The sequence below is a fragment of the Mesorhizobium sp. B2-2-4 genome (genome assembly GCF_006442375.1).
GTDB lineage: Bacteria > Pseudomonadota > Alphaproteobacteria > Rhizobiales > Rhizobiaceae > Mesorhizobium.
Genome location: NZ_VFWB01000005.1, coordinates 378,121 through 396,007, shown reverse-complemented (window position 1 = coordinate 396,007; position 17,887 = coordinate 378,121). Strand labels below are relative to the sequence as shown.

Here is a 17,887-nt window from a genome sequence, read left to right as displayed (position 1 = left end):
GCGCCGGCGCCGGCAAGGCCGTTGGTTTGGAAGCCCCACCCTATCTTCGTCATCCTAGGGCGAAGCAGGAGCGAAGCTCCGTCGCGGAGACCCTGGGATCCATGCCGTGTCATGGGAGCGCCGCTACCGTGCGGAATTTCGATCACCGAGCCCCGCGACATGCCCCGAGTCAAACCCGAGGACGAAGTGGCCAATGGCTACCATCCTGTTCCACGAAACAGCTCGAACCATTCAGGATTGGCCTTTTCGATCAGTTCGACCTTCCATTGCCGCCGCCAGCGCTTGAGCGATTTCTCGCGCTGGATGGCGTCCGTGATATCAAAATACTCCTCGTACCAGACCAGTCGCTGCACGCCATATTGGCTGGTGAAGCGCGAACCCTGGCCCGACTTGTGTTCTGGCATACGACGACCGAGATCGTTTGTGACGCCGATGTAAATGGTGCCGCCCTTCTGGCTGGCGGTCATGTAGACATAGCCGGTCATGTGTCGGGGCTATCGGTCCATGCGTTGGGAGAACATCCTGATTCGCTGCATTCTTCGGCAGGTGTCACGGCATGGATCCTAGGGTCTGCGCCGCGTCGCTTCGCTCCTTGCTCCGCCCTAGGATGACGAACCGAGGGAACTTCTTCAACCCCATACCCATCCTGGTCTTGCCGCACGGCGCCAGCGCCTCCCTCCAACACATTTGCAGCACCCGCCGGCAGCATATAGGAAAAGCCACAAGATGGCATTGGCGTCGGCGCCGGTCCTGGTTTCGCGGAGAGCGGTGTTGAGAGCGTGTGTTCGTCTGTGCCTGTCGCTGGTCGCGGTGCTCGCCTTGCCGCTTGCCGCCCGTGCACAATGGAAGCCCGTCGAGACGGTCGAGCCCTACGCCATTTCAGGCCGGACCGGACAGGAGCTCTACCGGTCGATCGGCGAGAACGGACCGCTGATCCGCGGCGCCAAAACGCGCACCATCGCCTACACCAATTTCAAGCTGACCTGGACCAGGGACTACCAGAACAAGGGCGGCGATTGCGTCCTGGCATCGGCCAGGCCGAAGCTGATCATCACCTATGCCTTGCCGAAGCCGTCAGGCTCCCTGCCGTCGGCCGTGCAGAAGAGCTGGGACAGCTTCATCGCCGGCGTCGCCGCCCATGAGAAAGTGCATGGCGCCGATATCATCGCCATGGTGCGCAAGATCGAGGCGGCGACCGTCGGCCTCAGCGTTGCCGACGATCCCAAATGCGCCAAGATCCGGACCGAGATGACCAGGCGCCTCTCCGAATTGTCGCAGGCGCAGCGGCGGGCAAGCCGCGATTTCGACCGCGTCGAATTCGGCAATGGCGGCAATTTGCAAAAACTGGTTTTTGGCCTCGTGACCGGTCCCTGAGAGGAAGGCGCCACCCTCACCGCGTCTGCGCGCTCGCCGCGAGCTCCGCCCGCTTCTCGTCCGACACCACGGCCAGATCCAGCACCTTCTGCAGTTCGGCGGCGTGGCGGAAGGACGGTTCGGCCTGCACGCCGGTCCGCACCGCGTCGGCGAAACGCTGGTAGTTGGTGGCCACCGTGCCGGCGTCGAGCTCTTCCCATATCCCGTCGTCGACATTTTCGCCGAGGCAAGCCTTGAGCGACGAGCCGTCGAGATTGTGCACCACTTCGAGACCGCCTCGATCGCCATAGATGCGCAGGCGCAATTCGTTGAGATGGCCGGTCGCCCAGCGGCTGGCATGCACCACGCCGAAGGCGCCGTTGGAGAAATCCACCGTCATGGCGAAACTGTCATTGGCGTCGAGCCCGTAGTCGCCGATGCGGTTGCCCGGCGCCTTGTCGAAGGAACGCAGCCGGCAGAACACATGATCGATGCCGAGGGCCGCGCCATAGCTGGCGAAATCGAGGATGTGGATGCCGACATCGCCAAGCACGCCGTTGGAGCCGTGGCCGCGCGACAGCCGCCAGAGCCATTTCGGGTCGCTGCGCCAGTCGCCCCAGAATTTCGACACCAGCCAGCTCTGCAGATAGGACGCCTCGACATGCCGGACCGTGCCGATCTCGCCGGCCTGCACCATCCGGCGGGCTTTCTGCAGCGCAGCGACATTGCGGTAGGTGAGGTTCACCATGTTGACGATGCCGGCTTTCTCGGCGGCCTCGGCCATCTCGATCGCCTTGCCGAAATTCTCGGCCAGCGGCTTCTCGCACAGCACCGGCTTGCCGGCCGCGATCAGCTGCATGGTGGTCGGGTGGTGGATGCGGTCCGGCGTGACATTGGCCACGGCGTCGAAAGCGCCCCATTTGAGCGCCTCGTCCAGCGCGGTGAAGCGGTTGGGAATGTTGAAGCCGTCGGCGAATTCGCCGACGCGCGCCGGATCGAGGTCGACGGCCCCGACAATGTCGACGCCATCGATGGCGCTGAATTGCCGTGCATGTTCCTGCGCCATCCAGCCGGTGCCAAGTATCAGAAGCCGCATTTTTCCTCCTTGGTGCGAGATGTCGTCGCGCCAGGCGGGATGCCGGCCCCCCCCGCGGCGCGCGTCGGACAGGCCTCCCCTCCCGGACCCGCCTCAAATAGCGCGAATGATCCCGCCGTCGACGCGGATGTTCTGGCCGGTGATGTAGCCGGCGCCGTCCGAAGCCAGGAAGGCGATGGTCGCGGCGATCTCTTCCGACGTGCCGTAGCGCTGCATCGGCACGGAGTCGCGGCGTTCTTCCGTCGCCGGCAGGCTGTCGATCCAGCCGGGCAGCACATTGTTCATGCGCACATTGTCCGCTGCATAAGTATTGGCGAAGATCTTGGTGTAGGCGGCAAGGCCGGCGCGGAACACGGCCGAGGTCGGGAACATCGGGCTCGGCTCCACCACCCAGGCGGTCGAGATGTTGATGATGGCGCCGGCCTTCTGCTTGACCATCTGCGGCGCCACGATGCGCACCGGCCGGATGACGTTGAGCAGGTAGACGTCCATGCCGGCGTGCCACTGTTCGTCCGTGATCTCCAGGATCGGCGCGCGCGGCCCGTGGCCGCCGCTGTTGACCAGCACGTCGACGCGGCCATAGCGCTCCAGCGTCAAGTCCGCGAGGCGCTGCAAGTCCTCGTTTGACTGGTTGGAGCCGGTGACGCCGATGCCGCCCAGTTCCTTGGCCAGTGCCTCGCCCTTGCCGGATGAAGACAGGATGGCGACCTTGAACCCGTCCGCCGCCAGCCGCTTCGCCGCCGCAGCCCCCATGCCGCTGCCGCCGGCCACGATGACAGCCACTTTTTCTGAACTCATTGGGTTTTCCTTCTCGGGTTGGCGGGAATTTCGGTCTCAGCGGTCATATAGCCGGTTTCGTCGGCCGCTTCGAACCAGAAAGGCTGAACCGACCTGCAGAAAAATGCGACGCGCCAACCGCCCTAGCCTTCCACCGTCTCCAGCACGCTGAGCAGCGTGCCTTCCATGTCGGGCTCGTCGCCGGAGCAGACGCACAGCATTTCGGCGTCGCCCTCGCCCACCGAGAGGTAGGCGTGGCCCATGGTGGAATCGATATAGACGCTCTCGCCCTGTTTCAGCCGCACCGGCGCGTACTGGTCGGTGTGCAGTTCGATCTCGCCCTTGAGCACGATCAAAAATTCCTCGCCGGCATGTTTCGTCAGCGGCCCGAACTCCTCGGGCGTGCGGGCGCGCGCATAGGCGTGGATCGGCACCATGCGCTTGCGCACCAGGTCGGTGGCCAGGTACCGGTAGTCGTAATTGCGGGTCAGCTGGCGCAGTGTGTTGGACGGTGAGGTAACGGAGCGGCGGGTGCGCGCCGCCGGCTGCTTGCGGTCACCGCTGAGCAGTTCCGTTACATGGATGCCGAGCCCTTCGCAGATCTGCAGCAGCTTGTCGTAGCTCAGCGACATCTGGTCGTTCTCGACCTTGGACAGCGTCGACACCGCGACCCCGGTGAGCCTGCTCACCTCCTGCAAGGTCCAGCCATGCGTCTTCCTCAAGCCGCGCAGGCAATCACCCAGCTTCGGTTGCTCCGACATATCAGCTCCATGCCGCGGGATCGCGCCGCTCCATCCTACGTAATTGAACTTCCCGCCGTCATCAACAACGCCCACAATTTTCTTATACGCTAAATATTGACTGGATAAGAAATTATTTTTACGACTGAACGATGCAGTCGAATTCACTCCCGAAAATCGTCGTCATCGGCGGCGGCATTGCCGGCCTCTCGCTTGCCGCCGAGGTGGCGGACTGGGCCGACGTCACCCTGATCGAGCGCGAGAGCCAGCCGGGCTATCATGCCAGCGGCCGCTCGGCCGCCCTGTTCACCGAGACTTATGGCAACCGCCTGGTGCGCGCGCTGACGCTGGCGAGCCGCCGGGCGATCTTCGACGGCGGCTTCGTCGCGCATCAACGTGGCGCGCTGCATGTCGGCCGCGCCGATGACGGCGCGGCCGTCGACCGGCTGGCCGGCGAATTGCAGGCCATGGTGCCGAGCGTACGCCGCCTCTCCGCCGCTGAGCTGCATGCGCTGGTTCCCGTCATCGATCCGCAAACCACATGCGGCGGTGTCCATGAACCGGGTGCGGTGGACGTCGATACCGGCAAGATGCTTGCGGCCTGCGCTTCGGCACTGAAGGCCAGGGGCGGCATCATGCGCACGGGCGAAGAGGTGCGCGAGATCGCGCCCGCCGGCAATGGCTTGCGCGTCGCCACCAGTGCCGGCGCCTATCCCGCCGACATCGTCGTCAACGCCGCCGGCGCCTGGGTCGATGTCGTGGCCGGCCTGGCGGGGCTCACCGGCCTCGGCTTCCAGCCCAAGCGGCGCACCGCCTTCCTGTTCGACCCGCCCGCGGGCGCCGACATTGCCGGCTGGCCGCTGGTGGTCGATCTGCACGAACAATTCTACTTCAAGCCAGACGCGGGCAGGCTGATCGGCTCGCTGGCCGACGAAACCGATTCCGAGCCTTGCGACGCCTGGCCGGAAGACATCGACGTCGCCATCGCCGTCGACCGGATCGAGCAGGCAACGTCCATGCGCATAGGCCGCCCGTCGACGCCCTGGGCCGGCCTGCGCACCTTCGCGCCCGACCGCACGCCGGTCGCCGGCTTCGACCCGCGCCTGCCCGGCCTCTTCTGGCTCGGCGGCCAGGGCGGCTATGGTTTCCAGGTGTCGCTGACATTGGCGCGGCTCGGCTCGGCGCTGATGCGCGGCCAACCCTTGCCCGACGATGTCACCGCGCTTGGCGTCACCGCCGCGGGGCTGGCGCCCGACCGCTTCCTGGCCCCGGCGGCGAAGCCATGAATTTCATGCCCTTCCCTCAACCAGAAAAAGTGTCATCAGGAGCGTTTGCGATGAAATCCACCGTTCTGCGCACAGTGCTTGGCTCGACCCTTCTGGCCTCGTCCGTCCTTCTCGGCGGGCAGGCTCATGCCAAGACGCTCGTCTATTGCTCGGAGGCCAATCCCGAGACCTTCAACCCGGCGATCGGCATCGCCGACTCCACCATGGATGCCGCCGCCAAGACGATCTTCAACCGGCTGGTGGAGTTCAAGCCGGGCACGACCGAAGTCGGACCGGCGCTGGCCGAGAGCTGGGATGTCTCGCCGGACGGCAAGACCTACACATTCCACCTGCGCCAAGGCGTGAAATTCCAGTCGAACGAGCATTTCACGCCGACGCGCGAGTTCAACGCGGACGACGTCCTTTACACGTTCAACCGCCAGCGCGACGCCAACAATCCCTACCACAAGCTCGGCGGCGGCTCTTACGAATACTTCAACGCGCTGGGCATGGGCACGCTGATCGACAAAATAGACAAGGTCGACGATTACACCGTGCGCTTCACGCTGACGGCCCCCAACGTCACCTTCCTGGCCGGGCTGGCGCTCGACTACCTCTCGATCTTGTCGCTGGAGCAGACCGAAAAGATGGTGGCCGCCGGCACGCCGGAGCTGATCGACAGCCAGCCGGTCGGGACCGGCCCGTTCATGCTCGAGGCCTATGTGCCCGACAGCCAGGTGCGCTATGCCGCCAACAAGGATTACTGGCGCGGCGCGCCGAAGATCGACACGCTGGTCTTCGCCGTCACGCCCGAGCCGACCACCCGCGTCGAGCGCCTCAAGGCCAATGAATGCCAGGTGGCGGCCCCGCCTCCGCCCAGTGCCGTCGCCGAATTGCGCGCCGATCCAGACATTACGGTCCTCGACCTCAAGGGCCAGAATATCGGCATCCTCGGCTTCAACGTCGAACATCAGCCGCTGGGCGATGTCCGCGTGCGCACCGCGCTTGCCAAGGCCGTCGATCGCAAGGCAATCGTCGATGCCGTCTATGCCGGCGCCGGCACCGTTGCCGGCAGCGTCGTGCCGCCGGCGCAGCTCGGCGCCGTTACCGATGCCGGCATCGACTACGATCCCGACGGCGCGAAGAAACTGCTGAAGGAAGCAGGCCACGAAAGCGGTCTCAAGATCAGCCTGTGGGCGATGCCGGTGTCGCGCCCCTACAACCCCAACGCCAAGCGCATGGCCGAGATGATCCAGGCCGACTGGGCGAAGGTCGGCGTGCAGTCCGAGATCGTCAGCTTCGAATGGGGCGAATATCTCAAGCGCACCGCAGCGGGCGAGCAGGACGCTTTCCTGCTCGGCGGCAGCAGCGACAATGGCGATCCCGACAACATGCTGAGCTATCTCCTGTCCTGCGACGGCGTGAAGGGTGGCTCGAACCGCTCGCGCTGGTGCGACAAGGATTTCGAGAAGCTGCTGGATGAAGGCCGCGTCGCCGCCGACCCGAAAGAACGCGCCGCGATCTACGCGAAGGCGCAGGCAATCCTGAAGGCCGAGGTGCCGGTGGCGCCGATCGCCCATTCGCTGGTGGCGATCCCGATCCGCAAGAGCGTGCTCAACTACATCCTCGACCCCTTCGGCCGGCAGAATTTCGCCGCGGTCGATGTGGCTGAGTGAGGGCAGGCGCTCCCTGTCCTTACCCCCTTGTGGGGGAAGGTGGATCGGCGCGCAGCGCCGAGACGGTTGAGGGGTGTTCCAGCGGAATGAGACGTTGGTATTCCCTGGAGCACCCCTCATCCGACCTCGCTTCGCGAGGCCACCTTCTCCCACAGGGGGAGAAGGAAAAAAGAAAGCGATATCAATGCCGAAAGACCTGACCTCCCTGCTCAACAGCTACCTCGCCGATGGCGCGGTGGGTGCCTCGCTGGCCTATTCGACGGGCAGCGCGCCGACCGCCCTCACCGCCGGACTTGCCGACCGCGCTCATGGCATATCGGTCACACCGGACCAGCTGTTCAAGATCGGCAGCTGCACCAAGACCTTCGTCGCCGCGGCCCTGGTCAAGCTCGCCGAGACCGGCAAGCTCGAGCTCGGCGCGCCGATCTCCTCCTGGTTCCCGGATCTGCCGGGCGCAGGGAATATTTCGGTGCGCCAGCTGATCAACCATCGCAGCGGCCTGCCGGAATTCGAATATTACATACCGATGGATCCGGGCCGGCAATGGACGCCGCAGCAGCTGGTCGACATCGCCTTCGCCTCCGACAAACAGAAAGCACCGGGCGGACCCGCTGTCTACAACAACACCGGCTATGTGTTGGCCGGCATGGTGATCGAGGCCGTCACCGGCCAGTCGCTCGGCGCCTATGTCAGAAGCGCGGTCCTGCGGCCGCTCGCCCTGGAAAACACCTGGTCGCCAGCCACCGAAGCATTCCCGGAAAGGTCGATGGTGCGCGGCTACTACCACCGGCCGCCGCTGGCGCCGGGCGCACCGACAGACATCGCTTCCGGCGGCGAGATGTGGCGCATGGACGGCGTGCTGCCCTACTCCGACGAATTGCAGGATTCTTCCGATTCCTTCCCATTCGGCGCCGCCTATGGCTGCGGCGACATGGTGTCGACGCCGTCCGACATGGTGAGCTTCATGCGCAGCCTGTTCTCCGGCAAGCTCTTGTCGCCGCCTTTCTTCGCCGAGATGTTCGAACGCCGCGTGCCGGCGAGCTTCCCGGGCACCCGCATGCGCGAGACCGGCGCCGGCATGTTCCAGAGCGCCTATGCCGACCGCGCCTTCTACGGCCATCAGGGCAGCATTCCGGGCTATGTCGCGGTCATGCTGCATGATCCGGCGACCGGTCTTACCATCGCCATGACCAGCAATGTCGGCTCCGGCAACCGCCTGTCCTTCCAGGCCAGCGGCCTGCATCCCGTGGTGGATCAGGCGATCCGGATCATTCTGGAGCAGCCAAGCCGGGCAGCATCTGGCTGAGCACGCGATCTCGCAGAAGAACGTGGTGGAAGACGGCCGCCGCGGCGTGCAGGCCGGCCAGCCACATGAGGATGTCGCCAAGCGTGCCGTGGATTTCCGCCAGCGAAGCGCCGACGTCCCATGGGGCGAAAAGCGGACCGATCGGACCGAAGCCGTACACCGTGACCGGATGGCCGCCAAACCATGCGCCGAGCATGGCGGTCACCGGCACAGCGAACATCAACGCGTAGAGCGCCCAATGTACCGCCTTCGACCCGACATACATCCAGGCGGGCATGGACGGAGCATCGGGAATGCGATCGAACAGCCGCCAGGCCAGGCGGATCACCAGCAGCCAGAAAACCGCGAAGCCGAGCGATTCATGAAGCAGCAGCATCGAGGCCCTGGGCGCTGAATAAACGCGCGTAGGAGGGCCGCCTGCCGAGACCAGGAAGGCGATGAGCACGAGCAGTGCCGTCAACCAGTGGAATGCCTGGGCAAGGCTTCCGTAGCGAGTTGTGGTACCGGACAGTGACATGCAGGAACTCCGCGGCAGTTGCACAAGGCTCCCCGCGCCAGGCCGAATTTGCCTTTATTTAGCTGCGCCTCGAGTGAGAACGATTTATGGCGGAGCAGGTCGGGTCGGCTTGTCGCACCGGCTGCGCCGCCGTCGCCGCGACGATCTCCGCATTGTCCAGCGCCACCTTTCCATCGGGAAGCGTCCTGCCGTCTTCCAGTCCGACTCGCGTCGACCAGCGCCTTCGACGCGCCAGCTCCACGAACGGCCAGACCGTGGCGTCGGCGCCGTGCAGCAGGATCGGCCGCCGCACCCCGGCGCGGTCCAGCGCGGCGACGATGCCGTGCGCCTCGGCGAGTGCGGCGGGCAATTCCTGTATGTCGATCTCGATCAGGATGCGCAGCACCCGGTCGTGATCGGCAAGACTGACGAACCGCTCGGCATCTTCCGTTGTGGCAAGGCCGGCCTCGATGCCGACGCCGCGCTGGCGCAAAAGCTCCATCACGCCGGGCGCGTCGGCCTCCGAAAGATTGACCGAGGCATAATCTGGCAGTTCGCGCCAGCCGGCGATCGCCGCGCGGGTGCGCTCGACGTCATTCTCGATCCAGGCGCCTGTCGACACGCCGATCAGCGTGCCGGGACAGGCCCGACGCACCGCCAGCACGGTCGCGTCGACGGCGGCCAGGCTCTCGCGCCCGTCCGCGCCACGCGGATGGATGTGCAGCTCGGCTGCGCCCGCGACGACGCAGGCGGCCGCATCGCTCGCCATCGCCTGCGCCGTCAGCGGCAATTTCGGATGAAAATCGCGCGGTCGCGCGCCATTGATGCAGGCCTGGACGATCATGGCTGCCATCCTCGGACAAGGGAGTAGCATTCTAGCCGCGTGGCAAGGCATGGCAAAGGGGTTGGGCGTTGTCTCTCCTGACAGCCACCGCCTCGCCCTTCTTGCCGGAATCCCCCGGCATTTGAATAAAATCCGCCTGTGGATATTTACCCTGCGTTCCGCCGGACCGGCCAAGGTATATTAGGGCGAGGTAATGGAGGGATCATTGACCAGCGATTTTTCAGCCGCCCGGGTGCATCTCGAACGCGCCTATCACTATTTGCGCGGCGACGACGAGACAAGCCGCTCGGCATGCGAAGCCCTCGACCTGCTGATCGAAGCGGTCGCGGAGGCGCAGCACAGGCGATCGGAGGCAGAGGTGTTGGAGTTTCCGCGATCGGCACGGTTCGCCGACCGCCAGTGATCGTCCCGCCACGCCCGGCCGACCGCCCGGAGCCGTTCCAGGGGCCGTGCTTAACAGCTCTTCGGGATTGCCTAATACAGCTCTTCGGGATTGCCTAATGGAGTGTTGGAGTGGCTCGGCGATTCTGGCGGGCGGCTTGCCCGCTTCAGGCGCGCCGCCTGTCGGGCGTTCCGGCCGTCGCGCGCGAAACGATCGCCTCCAGCGGCTCGGGACGATGCAGAAAGAAGCCCTGACCGTAGGCGACCCCCATGTCCTGGAGCATGGCCAGCGTATCGTGCCGTTCGATTTTTTCGCCCACCACGGCGAAGTCGAGGCTCCTGGCAATGCCGGTCATCGCCAGCACGATCTCGCGGTCGAAGCGGCTGTCGGTGATATGTTCGATGAACGAGCCGTCGATCTTGATCGCATCGACGGGAAAGCGCCTGAGATACTCGAACGAGCTCATGCCGGCGCCGAAATCGTCGAGGCTGACCCGGCAGCGTCGCTCACGCGCCTTGCGCACGAAGTCCTCCGCGGCATCGAAATTGGTGACGGCCGCGGTTTCGGTGATCTCGAATCCGATGCCGGAATGCGGCGCACCGGTTTCCTCGATGGTGTTGTCGACGAAATCCCACAGCCCCGGATCGCTCAATGTCTGAGCCGACAGGTTGAAGCCCAGCGTCAGCGCCCCGGCACGCAGCGCCGGTCCGTGCCACAAAAGCGCCGTGCGAATGATCCAGCGGTCGAGTTTCGAGGCGATGCCGAAACGCTCGGCCACCGGGATGAATTCGCTCGGCGGCACCAGCCGCCCGTTGCGCGCGGCGAGCCTCGCCAGCACTTCGACGTGCCGGCACTCTTGCCATGGCTTTCCCAGGAGATGGATTTCCTGGCCGAACAGTTTCAGCCGCCCGTCGTCCATGGCATCGACGGTGTCGGCTGCGATGCGCGCCGCATTGAGGCCGGCGGCCCCAGATCGCGCCGCGGCCGAAAACACCGCGAAGCGGTTGCGCCCCGCCGCCTTGGCCGCGTAGCAGGCGTCGTCGGCGCAAGCCAGCGCATCGGCCACGGTGGTCGTGGCGTCATCGATGAAGGCGATGCCGATCGAGGCCGCCAGTCGGCGCGATGACGCGGCCGGGCCGAGATCGGCCTCGCGCACCGCCCCAAGCACGGCGCCGGCGATCCGCTCGGCCTGCACCGCGTCGCAATGCGGCACCAGCAGCGCGAACTCGTCACCGCCCAGGCGCGCCGCATGCGCCGACGGCGGCAGGCAGCCGCGTATGCCCCCCGCGACGCTCTTCAGCGCCAGGTCGCCGGCGGCATGCCCGGCGAAGTCGTTGAGCGCCTTGAAGTAATCAAGATCGACATAGAACACCGCCAGCGGCGCTCCCGCCGCGATATGCTCTCCAAGCAGCCTGTCGAAGGCGGCGCGGTTCCACAGGCCGGTCAGCGCGTCGTGGCGGGCGGCATAGGCCAGTTCCTGTTCGCGCAGCTTGTCCTCGGTGATGTCGCGCACCGTGCCGAGGATCTGGCCGGCGGCACCAGCGGCGGCGACGAAACGCACCAGCGATTCGACATGACGGATCTCGCCGTCGCGCCTGATGATGCGGTATTGCGCGGCAATGACGCCGTCGGTTTCCAGCGGCGCCCTGTGGGCGCGTTCGGCCGCCTGCTTGTCGTCGGGATGCAGGTAGCTGTGCCATAGGTCTGCCGTCACCTCGTCGGTAACGGCGACAAGGCCGAATATTTCCCTGGTGCGGGAATCCCAATAGCTTTTGTTGCTGGCGATGTCGTAGTGCCAGATGCCGGTGCCGCTGGCCGCGAGCGCCAGGCGGAAGCGGATGTTGACCTGTTCCAGCGCGGCCTCTGCCGCCTTCTGTTTCGAAATATCGGTCTGCACGCCCATCAGCCGGATCGGCTGGCCGTCGCCGTCGCGTTCGACGATGCCGCCGCGGTCGAGCACCCAGACCCAGTGGCCTTGCTTGTGCCGGAGCCTGAGCTCGGTCTCGATGGTGTCGGTCAGGCCGGCGATGTGACGGTCGCCGCTGGCCAGCGCCTGCTCGCGATCGTCGGGATGGGTAAGCCGCAGCCAGAGGTCGCTGCTGTTGGCGAGCTCGCTTTCGTCATAGCCCAGCATCCGCGCCCAGGTGGCGGAATAGAAACACTCGCCTGTCCGAAGGTCCCAGTCCCAGACGCCAAGTTGGGCGCGCTCCAGGGCCTTCTCCCAGAACGTTCCATCACGGCTTTTCTTGTCCTGACCCGCCATCTTCCGTTTCGTCCAACCCCGCCGCGGGGCAATCTGCGGCAAAACCAGAGAAGAAAGCGTTACCGCGCCGGTGGCTCCGCCGCGTTCCTCGCTTGCGGTCCCGACTTTCGATTGGCGGGCAAGAAGCGGAGTTTGCCCGCCCGCCGATCCTCCTAGTGGTTGCGCGGGGTCGCCGCCCGCCCTGGCGATCTCGTGCAAACACAAGAGGACTTTCCCCATGACCAAACAGGAAGACAACAAGGCCGTCGTCGTCAGATGGTTCACCGATTTCTGGGGTGAAACCTGCGATCTTTCCGTCGTCGACGCCATCGCCGCGCCCGACATGCTCCTGAAATATTCGCTGCACGAACCGCGCCGCGGCCGCGACGACATCAAGGCCTTCATGACCGATTTCCGCGCTGCCTTCCCGGACCTCAACTTCTGGGCCACCGCCGACCTCATCGCCGAAGGCGACTATGTCGTCGGCCAGTGGGAAGGCGGCGGCACCCATGCCGGTCCGGCCTTCAGCGATTTCCTCGTCGGTTCGCTGCCCGCCGCCACCGGCCGCACCATGCGCTTCACCGGCACCACGGTGCTGAAGGTGATCGAGGGCAGGATCGTCGAGGAGATCGGCCTCGACGACGGCGTCGCGGCGTTGACCCAGCTCGGCCTGATCAAGGCGGCTTGAATGAGAGGGACCATCGCCGTCCAGGCAGTGGTCCCTCTCGATTGCACGTGCGTGACGAAAGGCCTCTTGGCAGCAACCCAACACAGGGCCAGCACCGCCATCGTCCTCAGCCCGTATTTGAATACAATACTACACTATTGAGTATTACATTGGAAACCAGACACCATTACGGGTGCAACAAGATATTAATAGGTTGCCGCCAGAACATTCATAACAAGTTCGAAAGCTGGCGGGACCTCCCTGATGAGTGGGTACACCGGAACACAGGGCGGCGATCTCCGATCGGTTTCCACTGTTGATCTTGGCGTGGCGACAACCAGAAGCAGCTGGCTGCTGACGGGCCTGTGCCTGGTCTGCGTCGCGACGGCGCTTTGCCTGCGGCCTGAGCGATATCTTCTGCTGTCCATAAAGTACTTCGGGACATTCCTCGGCTTGCTGCCGGTGCTGCTGGTGGTTGGCCTCGGGTTAACGGCATTGGTGTATGGCGGGCCCAGGCCGACAAGATTCATGGTGCACATACTCAAGGAACGCGGGCCGGCGGCCGCGCGGGTCGTCTTGCTATTCTTTCTCGGCATCATCGCTTTCACGACATTCAGGATCACCATACCGGAGATCGTGCCTTACTATGCTGATCCCATGCTGGCCGACCTCGATCGTTGGCTGCACGGCGTCGATCCTTGGGTATGGACGCACGGCATCGTTTCAGAGCCCGCCTCCATGCTGGTTTTCAAGGCCTATATGTCCTGGTGGTTCATGCAATGGCTTGGCGTCGTGCTCTTCGTCGCCTTCTGGAACAGTCCCGCCCGGCGCATCCGCTATCTCTGGGCGTTCGCGCTCACCATGGTGTTGTGTGGCACCGTTCTTCCAATCATGCTGTCATCCAGCGGGCCGATATTCTACGACCGGTTCTATGGCGGCAGCCGATTTGCCGGGGTGCTCGCAGCGCTGATGGCAGACCCGTATGCGTTGCCGGTGCGGTTCGCCGCCAGCTATCTGCTCGATGCACACGACAGCGGTAGCTCCGCGCTGGGCAGCGGCATCACGGCGATGCCAAGCATGCATGTCGCCATCGTCACGCTCAATGCCTTCTTCCTCACCGGCTTTGGTCGCCGCTGGGCCGTTGCAGGCTGGTCGTTCGCCGCACTCATCCTGTTCGGCTCGGTCTATACCGGCTGGCACTATGCCGTGGACGGCTACCTGTCGATCATCGTGGTCTCTCTGCTCTGGTACCTGACCGGACGCTTCGTTCTACCGGCATCGGGGCAGCAGGCTTCCGACGTGGCCCAACAGTCTTCCGATACGGGATCGGCGGCCCCCAATCCCGCGCCGCGATAACGGGCCGGAGCGGACAGCGTCGAGCCAGGCGGCCTTCACCGCCTGGCTTCATTGCTTACTGGCTGGGCGCCACCGCGTGTTCGCACGACACTTTCGGGTTCATGTCGGCGAAGGTGCCGGTCGGGTTGCCCTTCCAGGCCCAGACATGCAGCTCGTAGAATTCGCCCAGGCCGTAGCGGTTGGGCGCACTGTTGAAGTTGAACAATTGGCCGTCCAGTGACGCCGGCCCCTTGGCGGTGATGTATTCGACCGCCACCAGCTTCAGTGTGCCGTCGGCCATCGGCTCGTACATCACGGCCTCGGGACGGGCGATGTCGATCTTGTCGTCCTTCAGGTACTGGCCGTTGACATAGTGAATGCCCATCGCGCCGCCGGTGATGCCGCTGGCGCAGGGAATGGGCGCATAGCCTTCGTCCGTGGCGACCTTGGCGTCGAGGAACCGGCCGTTCGCCGCCCGCACCTTGCCGGCCAGTGGATTCGCGCCGGATGTAAATGCGACCTCGTCCTGATGGGCCTGGGCGAAAGTGGCGCAGGCGGCCAGCATGGCCCCCGCCATGAGAAGCCCGTTGTGGAATTTGCGTATCATGTTCATTCCATTCTTCTTGAAAAGGCCCAGCGCGCCGGCCGCCGGAAATACGGAGGCGCGGCAGGCAAGCGCCGTGATTGTCGTTGCTCGGAGAGCCCGAAAGCGATGCGACGGATGGAGGAATGGGTCATCCCTTCGGCAGATACGGGATCGTCCCCGCCAGGTCGGTGTTGTCGATCATCTGGAAGCGGCTGTCGCTACCGTCCTGACGGGCCGAGACGAAGGGCGCGTAGGCCGGATCGTTGGCGAAGGCGCGCGCCGCCGCTTCCGACGGGAATGCCATCAGCGCGATCAGAGTGGTGTCGAGCGGCTTGCCTTCAAGCGTCTTCACATTGCCGCTGCGCGACAGATACTTGCCGCCATGCTTGTGGACGAGGTCGTGCACCGATGCGGCGTAGGCCGGCATCCACTGCGGGTTCTTCACCTTGATGTCTGCAATGACGTATGTGGTCATGGTCTTCTCCCTGTTACGGCGCACAGGGGAGATCCCCGCGGCCGGTCAAAGGGCTCGCATGGCAGGGCCGGCGCCGGCCAGTCCGCGATCTGTACCGGGCCGGTACAGTTTCCGTACTGGCCGCTTCCTTCATGAAGGCCTAATGTTCAGCCCAGTTTCGAGGGAGGACGTCGGATCATGGCCCAGCACGGATACAAGCAGTTCTGCCCGCTATCGATGGCCGCCGAGGTGCTGTGCACCCGCTGGACGATGGTGCTGATGCGCGAATTGGTGGCGGGTTCGACCCGTTTCAACGACCTGCGCCGCGGCGTCCCCAAAATGTCGCCCAGCCTTCTGTCGCAACGGCTGAAGGAGCTCGAGCTCGCCGGGATCGTCGAGCGCAAGGAGGTGCCGGGCGAGAAGGGCATCTCCGAATACCGGCTGACGGAGGCCGGCCGGGATTTGCGCCCCGTCGTCGAGGCGATGGGCTTTTGGGGACAGAAATGGGTCGAGTCCCGGCTGTCCCTCAAGAACCTCGATCCGTCGCTGCTGATGTGGGACATGCGGCGCAATCTGAACCCCTCGCCGCTGCCCGACGGGCGCACCGTGATACAATTCCTGTACCAGGAGCTGCCGGCGTCCAAACGGTCGTGGTGGCTGATCGTCGAAAAGCATGGCGAGGTCGATCTGTGCTGGTACGATCCGGGCTTCGATATCGACCTCTACGTCTCAACCGACCTGCACACGATGACGGCGATCTGGATGGGATTGATCACCGTCGAGAAGGCCGGCGCGAAGGTCGCCTTGACCGGAGATCAGCACATCGCAAGGAAGATGCAGACCTGGCTCGGCCTCAGCCCGTTCGCGGTCGAGCCCAAACGGGCGGCGTAGAAACGAGAGCTCGGGGAACAGCGATCGGGCACCGGGAGCGGCGGCTTTCGCCTTTCGCGACAGGTTGAATGTGTGAGTGAATAACCTTCAACGGGATTTGGGTGCTTCGATAGGGTAGTGCTTATCCTCATAAGCGTCGATCAAGGTCGCGAGAACATCAAACCGGTAATCGCCAAGAGAGCCGATTTCCGGCTCGTTCTCGAAGTATTGGATGATTTCGGCAATCGCCCGATCGTAATCGGCTTCGGTCTTAAGGGGTCGAATGTTTTCCATCACACCTTCTCCGGATCAATCTTGTCATATCCTTTGTGTGTCCCGACGAATACGCTCGCGTCCACCTCTCAATTGGCAGGAAACGGGTGGCGACGCGGGTCGTCTGCGGCTTCAATGCCGGCCATGTTCATCACCCTTGCCAAGTATCTCAAACCCGCGCCGCTGCCGGTCGCCGACGATCCGCGCTGGACGCAAGTCGTGGAGCGCGACAAATCGGCCGATGGCAGCTTCTGGTATTCGGTGGCCACGACCGGCGTCTATTGCCGGCCCTCCTGCCCGTCGCGGCGCGCCAACCCGAAGAACGTGCAGCTCCACGACACGCTGGACGAGGCCAGGGCGACCGGCTTTCGCGCCTGCCGGCGCTGCAATCCCGACGGACCTTCGCTCGAGGCCGGCAACGCCGCGATGGTGGCCGAGGCCTGCCGCAGGATCGAACAGAGCGAGGAGGAACCGTCGCTCGGTGAACTGGCCGCCGCCGCCGGCCGCAGCGCCGGCTATTTCCACCGCACCTTCAAGGCCGTTACCGGCCTGACGCCGAAGGACTACGCGGCCGCCCGGCGCGCCGAAAGGGTGCGCCGGGGCCTGGAAGACGGCGCCAGCGTGACAGCGGCGATCTACGATGCCGGCTTCAATTCGAGCGGACGCTTCTATGAGAAGTCGGCCGGCATGCTCGGCATGACGCCGACGCGCTACCGCGCCGGCGGCGCCAGCGAGGAGATCCGCTTCGCCGTCGGCGAATGCTCGCTCGGCGCCATCCTTGTCGCGTCGAGCAGGAAGGGCGTCGCCGCGATCCTGCTCGGCGACGACCCGGACGCGCTGGTGCGCGACCTGCAGGACCGTTTCCCCAAGGCGCGCCTGATCGGCGCCGACCGCGATTATGAGGCGCTCGTCGCCCGCGTCGTCGGTTTCGTCGAGGCTCCAAGGCTTGGTCTCGACCTGCCGCTCGACCTGCGCGGCACCGCGTTCCGGCAGCGCGTCTGGCAGGCCCTGCGGGACATCCCGGCCGGCCGCACCGTCTCCTATGCCGAGATAGCAGGGCGCATCGGCGCGCCGAAGGCGACCCGCGCCGTTGCCGGCGCCTGCGCCGCCAACGCGCTCGCGGTCGCCATTCCCTGCCACCGCGTGATCCGCAAGGACGGCGCCCTGTCCGGCTACGCCTGGGGCGCGGAGCGCAAGCGCGCGCTGCTCGGCCGCGAGGCCTGAGGAGGAGCGGCAATGGGCGCGATGGCAAGGTCTTCCACCACCGATGCGGACATTGGGATCCCCCATCGCGGCGCCGTCAGACGCGCCAAAGATGCGCGGTCGCTGGTGATGGCTGCGCTCGGGGAGCTTGTCGAGAGCGGCAAGGCCGAGTGGAGCCGTGGCGCGACCGGCGAGATCGAACTGCGGCTGTTATCAGGCGAGGTTTTTTTGCTTGGCGAGGTTGCTGTCATTCGTATCGCATAAATCAGCGCTCTACGGCGCCCCCCTCTGTCCTGCCGGACATCTCCCCCACTTGGGGGGA

20 protein-coding genes are annotated in these 17,887 nt (G+C 65.0%); 10 read left to right on the top strand and 10 right to left on the bottom strand.

Translation table 11 applies throughout. The annotated features are described in order from the left end of the window. Positions 1 to 197: 197 nt before the first annotated feature. Positions 198 to 485 carry a GIY-YIG nuclease family protein gene (locus tag FJ959_RS15405; RefSeq protein WP_140623002.1) on the bottom strand — a complete coding sequence of 96 codons (288 nt, stop codon included), beginning with the start codon at positions 483 to 485 and terminating at the stop codon, positions 198 to 200. Between the two features lie 241 nt (positions 486 to 726). Here FJ959_RS15405 and FJ959_RS15400 point away from each other — a divergent pair, with 241 nt between their 5' ends. After that, positions 727 to 1,374 (top strand): DUF922 domain-containing protein, encoded by a 648-nt coding sequence (locus FJ959_RS15400; protein ID WP_140630685.1) that lies wholly within the window; start codon positions 727 to 729, stop codon positions 1,372 to 1,374. A 16-nt stretch (positions 1,375 to 1,390) separates the two neighbouring features. Here the strand turns inward: FJ959_RS15400 and FJ959_RS15395 are convergent, their stop codons facing one another. The 3 genes from FJ959_RS15395 to FJ959_RS15385 all read right to left on the bottom strand — a co-directional run bounded on the left by FJ959_RS15395 (position 1,391) and on the right by FJ959_RS15385 (position 3,987). Continuing rightward, positions 1,391 to 2,449 carry a Gfo/Idh/MocA family oxidoreductase gene (locus FJ959_RS15395; protein WP_140521504.1) on the bottom strand — a complete coding sequence of 353 codons (1,059 nt, stop codon included), beginning with the start codon at positions 2,447 to 2,449 and terminating at the stop codon, positions 1,391 to 1,393. A gap of 93 nt (positions 2,450 to 2,542) precedes the next feature. Beyond that, complete coding sequence (locus FJ959_RS15390; protein WP_140630682.1) at positions 2,543 to 3,247, bottom strand: SDR family oxidoreductase; 705 nt, start codon at positions 3,245 to 3,247, stop codon at positions 2,543 to 2,545. Positions 3,248 to 3,369: 122 nt separating this feature from the next. Beyond that, positions 3,370 to 3,987 (bottom strand): XRE family transcriptional regulator, encoded by a 618-nt coding sequence (locus FJ959_RS15385; protein ID WP_140500031.1) that lies wholly within the window; start codon positions 3,985 to 3,987, stop codon positions 3,370 to 3,372. 131 nt (positions 3,988 to 4,118) lie between these two features. Here FJ959_RS15385 and FJ959_RS15380 point away from each other — a divergent pair, with 131 nt between their 5' ends. From FJ959_RS15380 to FJ959_RS15370, 3 genes are all read left to right on the top strand, one after another. Next, complete coding sequence (locus FJ959_RS15380; protein ID WP_140630680.1) at positions 4,119 to 5,252, top strand: FAD-binding oxidoreductase; 1,134 nt, start codon at positions 4,119 to 4,121, stop codon at positions 5,250 to 5,252. A gap of 50 nt (positions 5,253 to 5,302) precedes the next feature. Continuing rightward, positions 5,303 to 6,907 (top strand): ABC transporter substrate-binding protein, encoded by a 1,605-nt coding sequence (locus FJ959_RS15375; protein WP_140630677.1) that lies wholly within the window; start codon positions 5,303 to 5,305, stop codon positions 6,905 to 6,907. Positions 6,908 to 7,091: 184 nt separating this feature from the next. Beyond that, a complete protein-coding gene (locus FJ959_RS15370; protein ID WP_140630674.1) occupies positions 7,092 to 8,213 on the top strand; it encodes a serine hydrolase domain-containing protein in 1,122 nt (373 codons plus the stop codon). On the opposite strand, the gene FJ959_RS15365 is transcribed toward FJ959_RS15370, so the two are convergent. Together FJ959_RS15365 and FJ959_RS15360 are read right to left on the bottom strand one after the other, a co-directional pair. Then, on the bottom strand, positions 8,176 to 8,730 hold the full coding sequence (locus FJ959_RS15365; protein ID WP_140500038.1) for a cytochrome b: 555 nt from the start codon (positions 8,728 to 8,730) through the stop codon (positions 8,176 to 8,178). The genes FJ959_RS15370 and FJ959_RS15365 overlap by 38 nt on opposite strands. Positions 8,731 to 8,788: 58 nt before the next feature. Continuing rightward, complete coding sequence (locus FJ959_RS15360) at positions 8,789 to 9,553, bottom strand: 3-keto-5-aminohexanoate cleavage protein (RefSeq protein WP_140630671.1); 765 nt, start codon at positions 9,551 to 9,553, stop codon at positions 8,789 to 8,791. A 205-nt stretch (positions 9,554 to 9,758) separates the two neighbouring features. Between FJ959_RS15360 and FJ959_RS15355 the strand changes: the two genes are divergently transcribed. Next, positions 9,759 to 9,956 (top strand): hypothetical protein, encoded by a 198-nt coding sequence (locus tag FJ959_RS15355; RefSeq protein ID WP_181165267.1) that lies wholly within the window; start codon positions 9,759 to 9,761, stop codon positions 9,954 to 9,956. A 145-nt stretch (positions 9,957 to 10,101) separates the two neighbouring features. Here the strand turns inward: FJ959_RS15355 and FJ959_RS15350 are convergent, their stop codons facing one another. Then, positions 10,102 to 12,198 carry an EAL domain-containing protein gene (locus tag FJ959_RS15350; protein WP_140630668.1) on the bottom strand — a complete coding sequence of 699 codons (2,097 nt, stop codon included), beginning with the start codon at positions 12,196 to 12,198 and terminating at the stop codon, positions 10,102 to 10,104. Between the two features lie 217 nt (positions 12,199 to 12,415). On the opposite strand from FJ959_RS15350, the gene FJ959_RS15345 reads away from it, so the two are divergent. Together FJ959_RS15345 and FJ959_RS15340 are read left to right on the top strand one after the other, a co-directional pair. Further along, positions 12,416 to 12,865, top strand: coding sequence for an ester cyclase (locus FJ959_RS15345; protein ID WP_140630666.1), 450 nt, complete (start codon positions 12,416 to 12,418; stop codon positions 12,863 to 12,865). Between the two features lie 243 nt (positions 12,866 to 13,108). Further along, positions 13,109 to 14,200: a phosphatase PAP2 family protein gene (locus tag FJ959_RS15340; RefSeq protein ID WP_140521495.1), complete on the top strand. Its 1,092-nt coding sequence runs from the start codon at positions 13,109 to 13,111 to the stop codon at positions 14,198 to 14,200. A gap of 55 nt (positions 14,201 to 14,255) precedes the next feature. Here FJ959_RS15340 and FJ959_RS15335 read toward each other — a convergent pair whose 3' ends face one another. Next, positions 14,256 to 14,792, bottom strand: coding sequence for a hypothetical protein (locus FJ959_RS15335; protein ID WP_181171915.1), 537 nt, complete (start codon positions 14,790 to 14,792; stop codon positions 14,256 to 14,258). A gap of 121 nt (positions 14,793 to 14,913) precedes the next feature. Further along, the gene (locus tag FJ959_RS15330) at positions 14,914 to 15,240 is read right to left on the bottom strand and encodes a DUF1330 domain-containing protein (RefSeq protein ID WP_140500048.1); all 327 of its coding nucleotides are present in this window, start codon (positions 15,238 to 15,240) and stop codon (positions 14,914 to 14,916) included. 177 nt (positions 15,241 to 15,417) lie between these two features. Here FJ959_RS15330 and FJ959_RS15325 point away from each other — a divergent pair, with 177 nt between their 5' ends. Continuing rightward, positions 15,418 to 16,110, top strand: coding sequence for a helix-turn-helix domain-containing protein (locus tag FJ959_RS15325; protein WP_140500050.1), 693 nt, complete (start codon positions 15,418 to 15,420; stop codon positions 16,108 to 16,110). 87 nt (positions 16,111 to 16,197) lie between these two features. Here the strand turns inward: FJ959_RS15325 and FJ959_RS15320 are convergent, their stop codons facing one another. Next, positions 16,198 to 16,383, bottom strand: a complete 186-nt coding sequence (locus tag FJ959_RS15320; protein WP_140630663.1) for a transcriptional regulator — start codon at positions 16,381 to 16,383, stop codon at positions 16,198 to 16,200. A gap of 123 nt (positions 16,384 to 16,506) precedes the next feature. On the opposite strand from FJ959_RS15320, the gene ada reads away from it, so the two are divergent. Then, on the top strand, positions 16,507 to 17,586 hold the full coding sequence (gene ada / locus FJ959_RS15315) for a bifunctional DNA-binding transcriptional regulator/O6-methylguanine-DNA methyltransferase Ada (RefSeq protein WP_181171914.1): 1,080 nt from the start codon (positions 16,507 to 16,509) through the stop codon (positions 17,584 to 17,586). Positions 17,587 to 17,598: 12 nt separating this feature from the next. Beyond that, positions 17,599 to 17,829, top strand: coding sequence for a hypothetical protein (locus FJ959_RS15310; RefSeq protein WP_140500055.1), 231 nt, complete (start codon positions 17,599 to 17,601; stop codon positions 17,827 to 17,829). The last annotated feature ends 58 nt before the right edge of the window (positions 17,830 to 17,887 follow it).

Excerpts from the sequence above, each read along its gene's own strand:
- FJ959_RS15370 (WP_140630674.1), top strand. The coding sequence starts at position 7,092 with ATGCCGAAAGACCTGACCTCCCTGCTCAACAGCTACCTCGCCGATGGC.
- FJ959_RS15390 (WP_140630682.1), bottom strand. The coding sequence starts at position 3,247 with ATGAGTTCAGAAAAAGTGGCTGTCATCGTGGCCGGCGGCAGCGGCATG.
- FJ959_RS15340 (WP_140521495.1), top strand. The coding sequence starts at position 13,109 with ATGAGTGGGTACACCGGAACACAGGGCGGCGATCTCCGATCGGTTTCC.
- FJ959_RS15345 (WP_140630666.1), top strand. The coding sequence starts at position 12,416 with ATGACCAAACAGGAAGACAACAAGGCCGTCGTCGTCAGATGGTTCACC.
- FJ959_RS15365 (WP_140500038.1), bottom strand. The coding sequence starts at position 8,730 with ATGTCACTGTCCGGTACCACAACTCGCTACGGAAGCCTTGCCCAGGCA.
- FJ959_RS15375 (WP_140630677.1), top strand. The coding sequence starts at position 5,303 with ATGAAATCCACCGTTCTGCGCACAGTGCTTGGCTCGACCCTTCTGGCC.
- FJ959_RS15405 (WP_140623002.1), bottom strand. The coding sequence starts at position 485 with ATGACCGGCTATGTCTACATGACCGCCAGCCAGAAGGGCGGCACCATT.
- FJ959_RS15400 (WP_140630685.1), top strand. The coding sequence starts at position 727 with ATGGCATTGGCGTCGGCGCCGGTCCTGGTTTCGCGGAGAGCGGTGTTG.
- FJ959_RS15330 (WP_140500048.1), bottom strand. The coding sequence starts at position 15,240 with ATGACCACATACGTCATTGCAGACATCAAGGTGAAGAACCCGCAGTGG.
- FJ959_RS15325 (WP_140500050.1), top strand. The coding sequence starts at position 15,418 with ATGGCCCAGCACGGATACAAGCAGTTCTGCCCGCTATCGATGGCCGCC.
- FJ959_RS15360 (WP_140630671.1), bottom strand. The coding sequence starts at position 9,553 with ATGATCGTCCAGGCCTGCATCAATGGCGCGCGACCGCGCGATTTTCAT.
- FJ959_RS15335 (WP_181171915.1), bottom strand. The coding sequence starts at position 14,792 with ATGAACATGATACGCAAATTCCACAACGGGCTTCTCATGGCGGGGGCC.
- ada (WP_181171914.1), top strand. The coding sequence starts at position 16,507 with ATGTTCATCACCCTTGCCAAGTATCTCAAACCCGCGCCGCTGCCGGTC.
- FJ959_RS15320 (WP_140630663.1), bottom strand. The coding sequence starts at position 16,383 with ATGGAAAACATTCGACCCCTTAAGACCGAAGCCGATTACGATCGGGCG.
- FJ959_RS15310 (WP_140500055.1), top strand. The coding sequence starts at position 17,599 with ATGGGCGCGATGGCAAGGTCTTCCACCACCGATGCGGACATTGGGATC.
- FJ959_RS15385 (WP_140500031.1), bottom strand. The coding sequence starts at position 3,987 with ATGTCGGAGCAACCGAAGCTGGGTGATTGCCTGCGCGGCTTGAGGAAG.
- FJ959_RS15350 (WP_140630668.1), bottom strand. The coding sequence starts at position 12,198 with ATGGCGGGTCAGGACAAGAAAAGCCGTGATGGAACGTTCTGGGAGAAG.
- FJ959_RS15380 (WP_140630680.1), top strand. The coding sequence starts at position 4,119 with ATGCAGTCGAATTCACTCCCGAAAATCGTCGTCATCGGCGGCGGCATT.
- FJ959_RS15395 (WP_140521504.1), bottom strand. The coding sequence starts at position 2,449 with ATGCGGCTTCTGATACTTGGCACCGGCTGGATGGCGCAGGAACATGCA.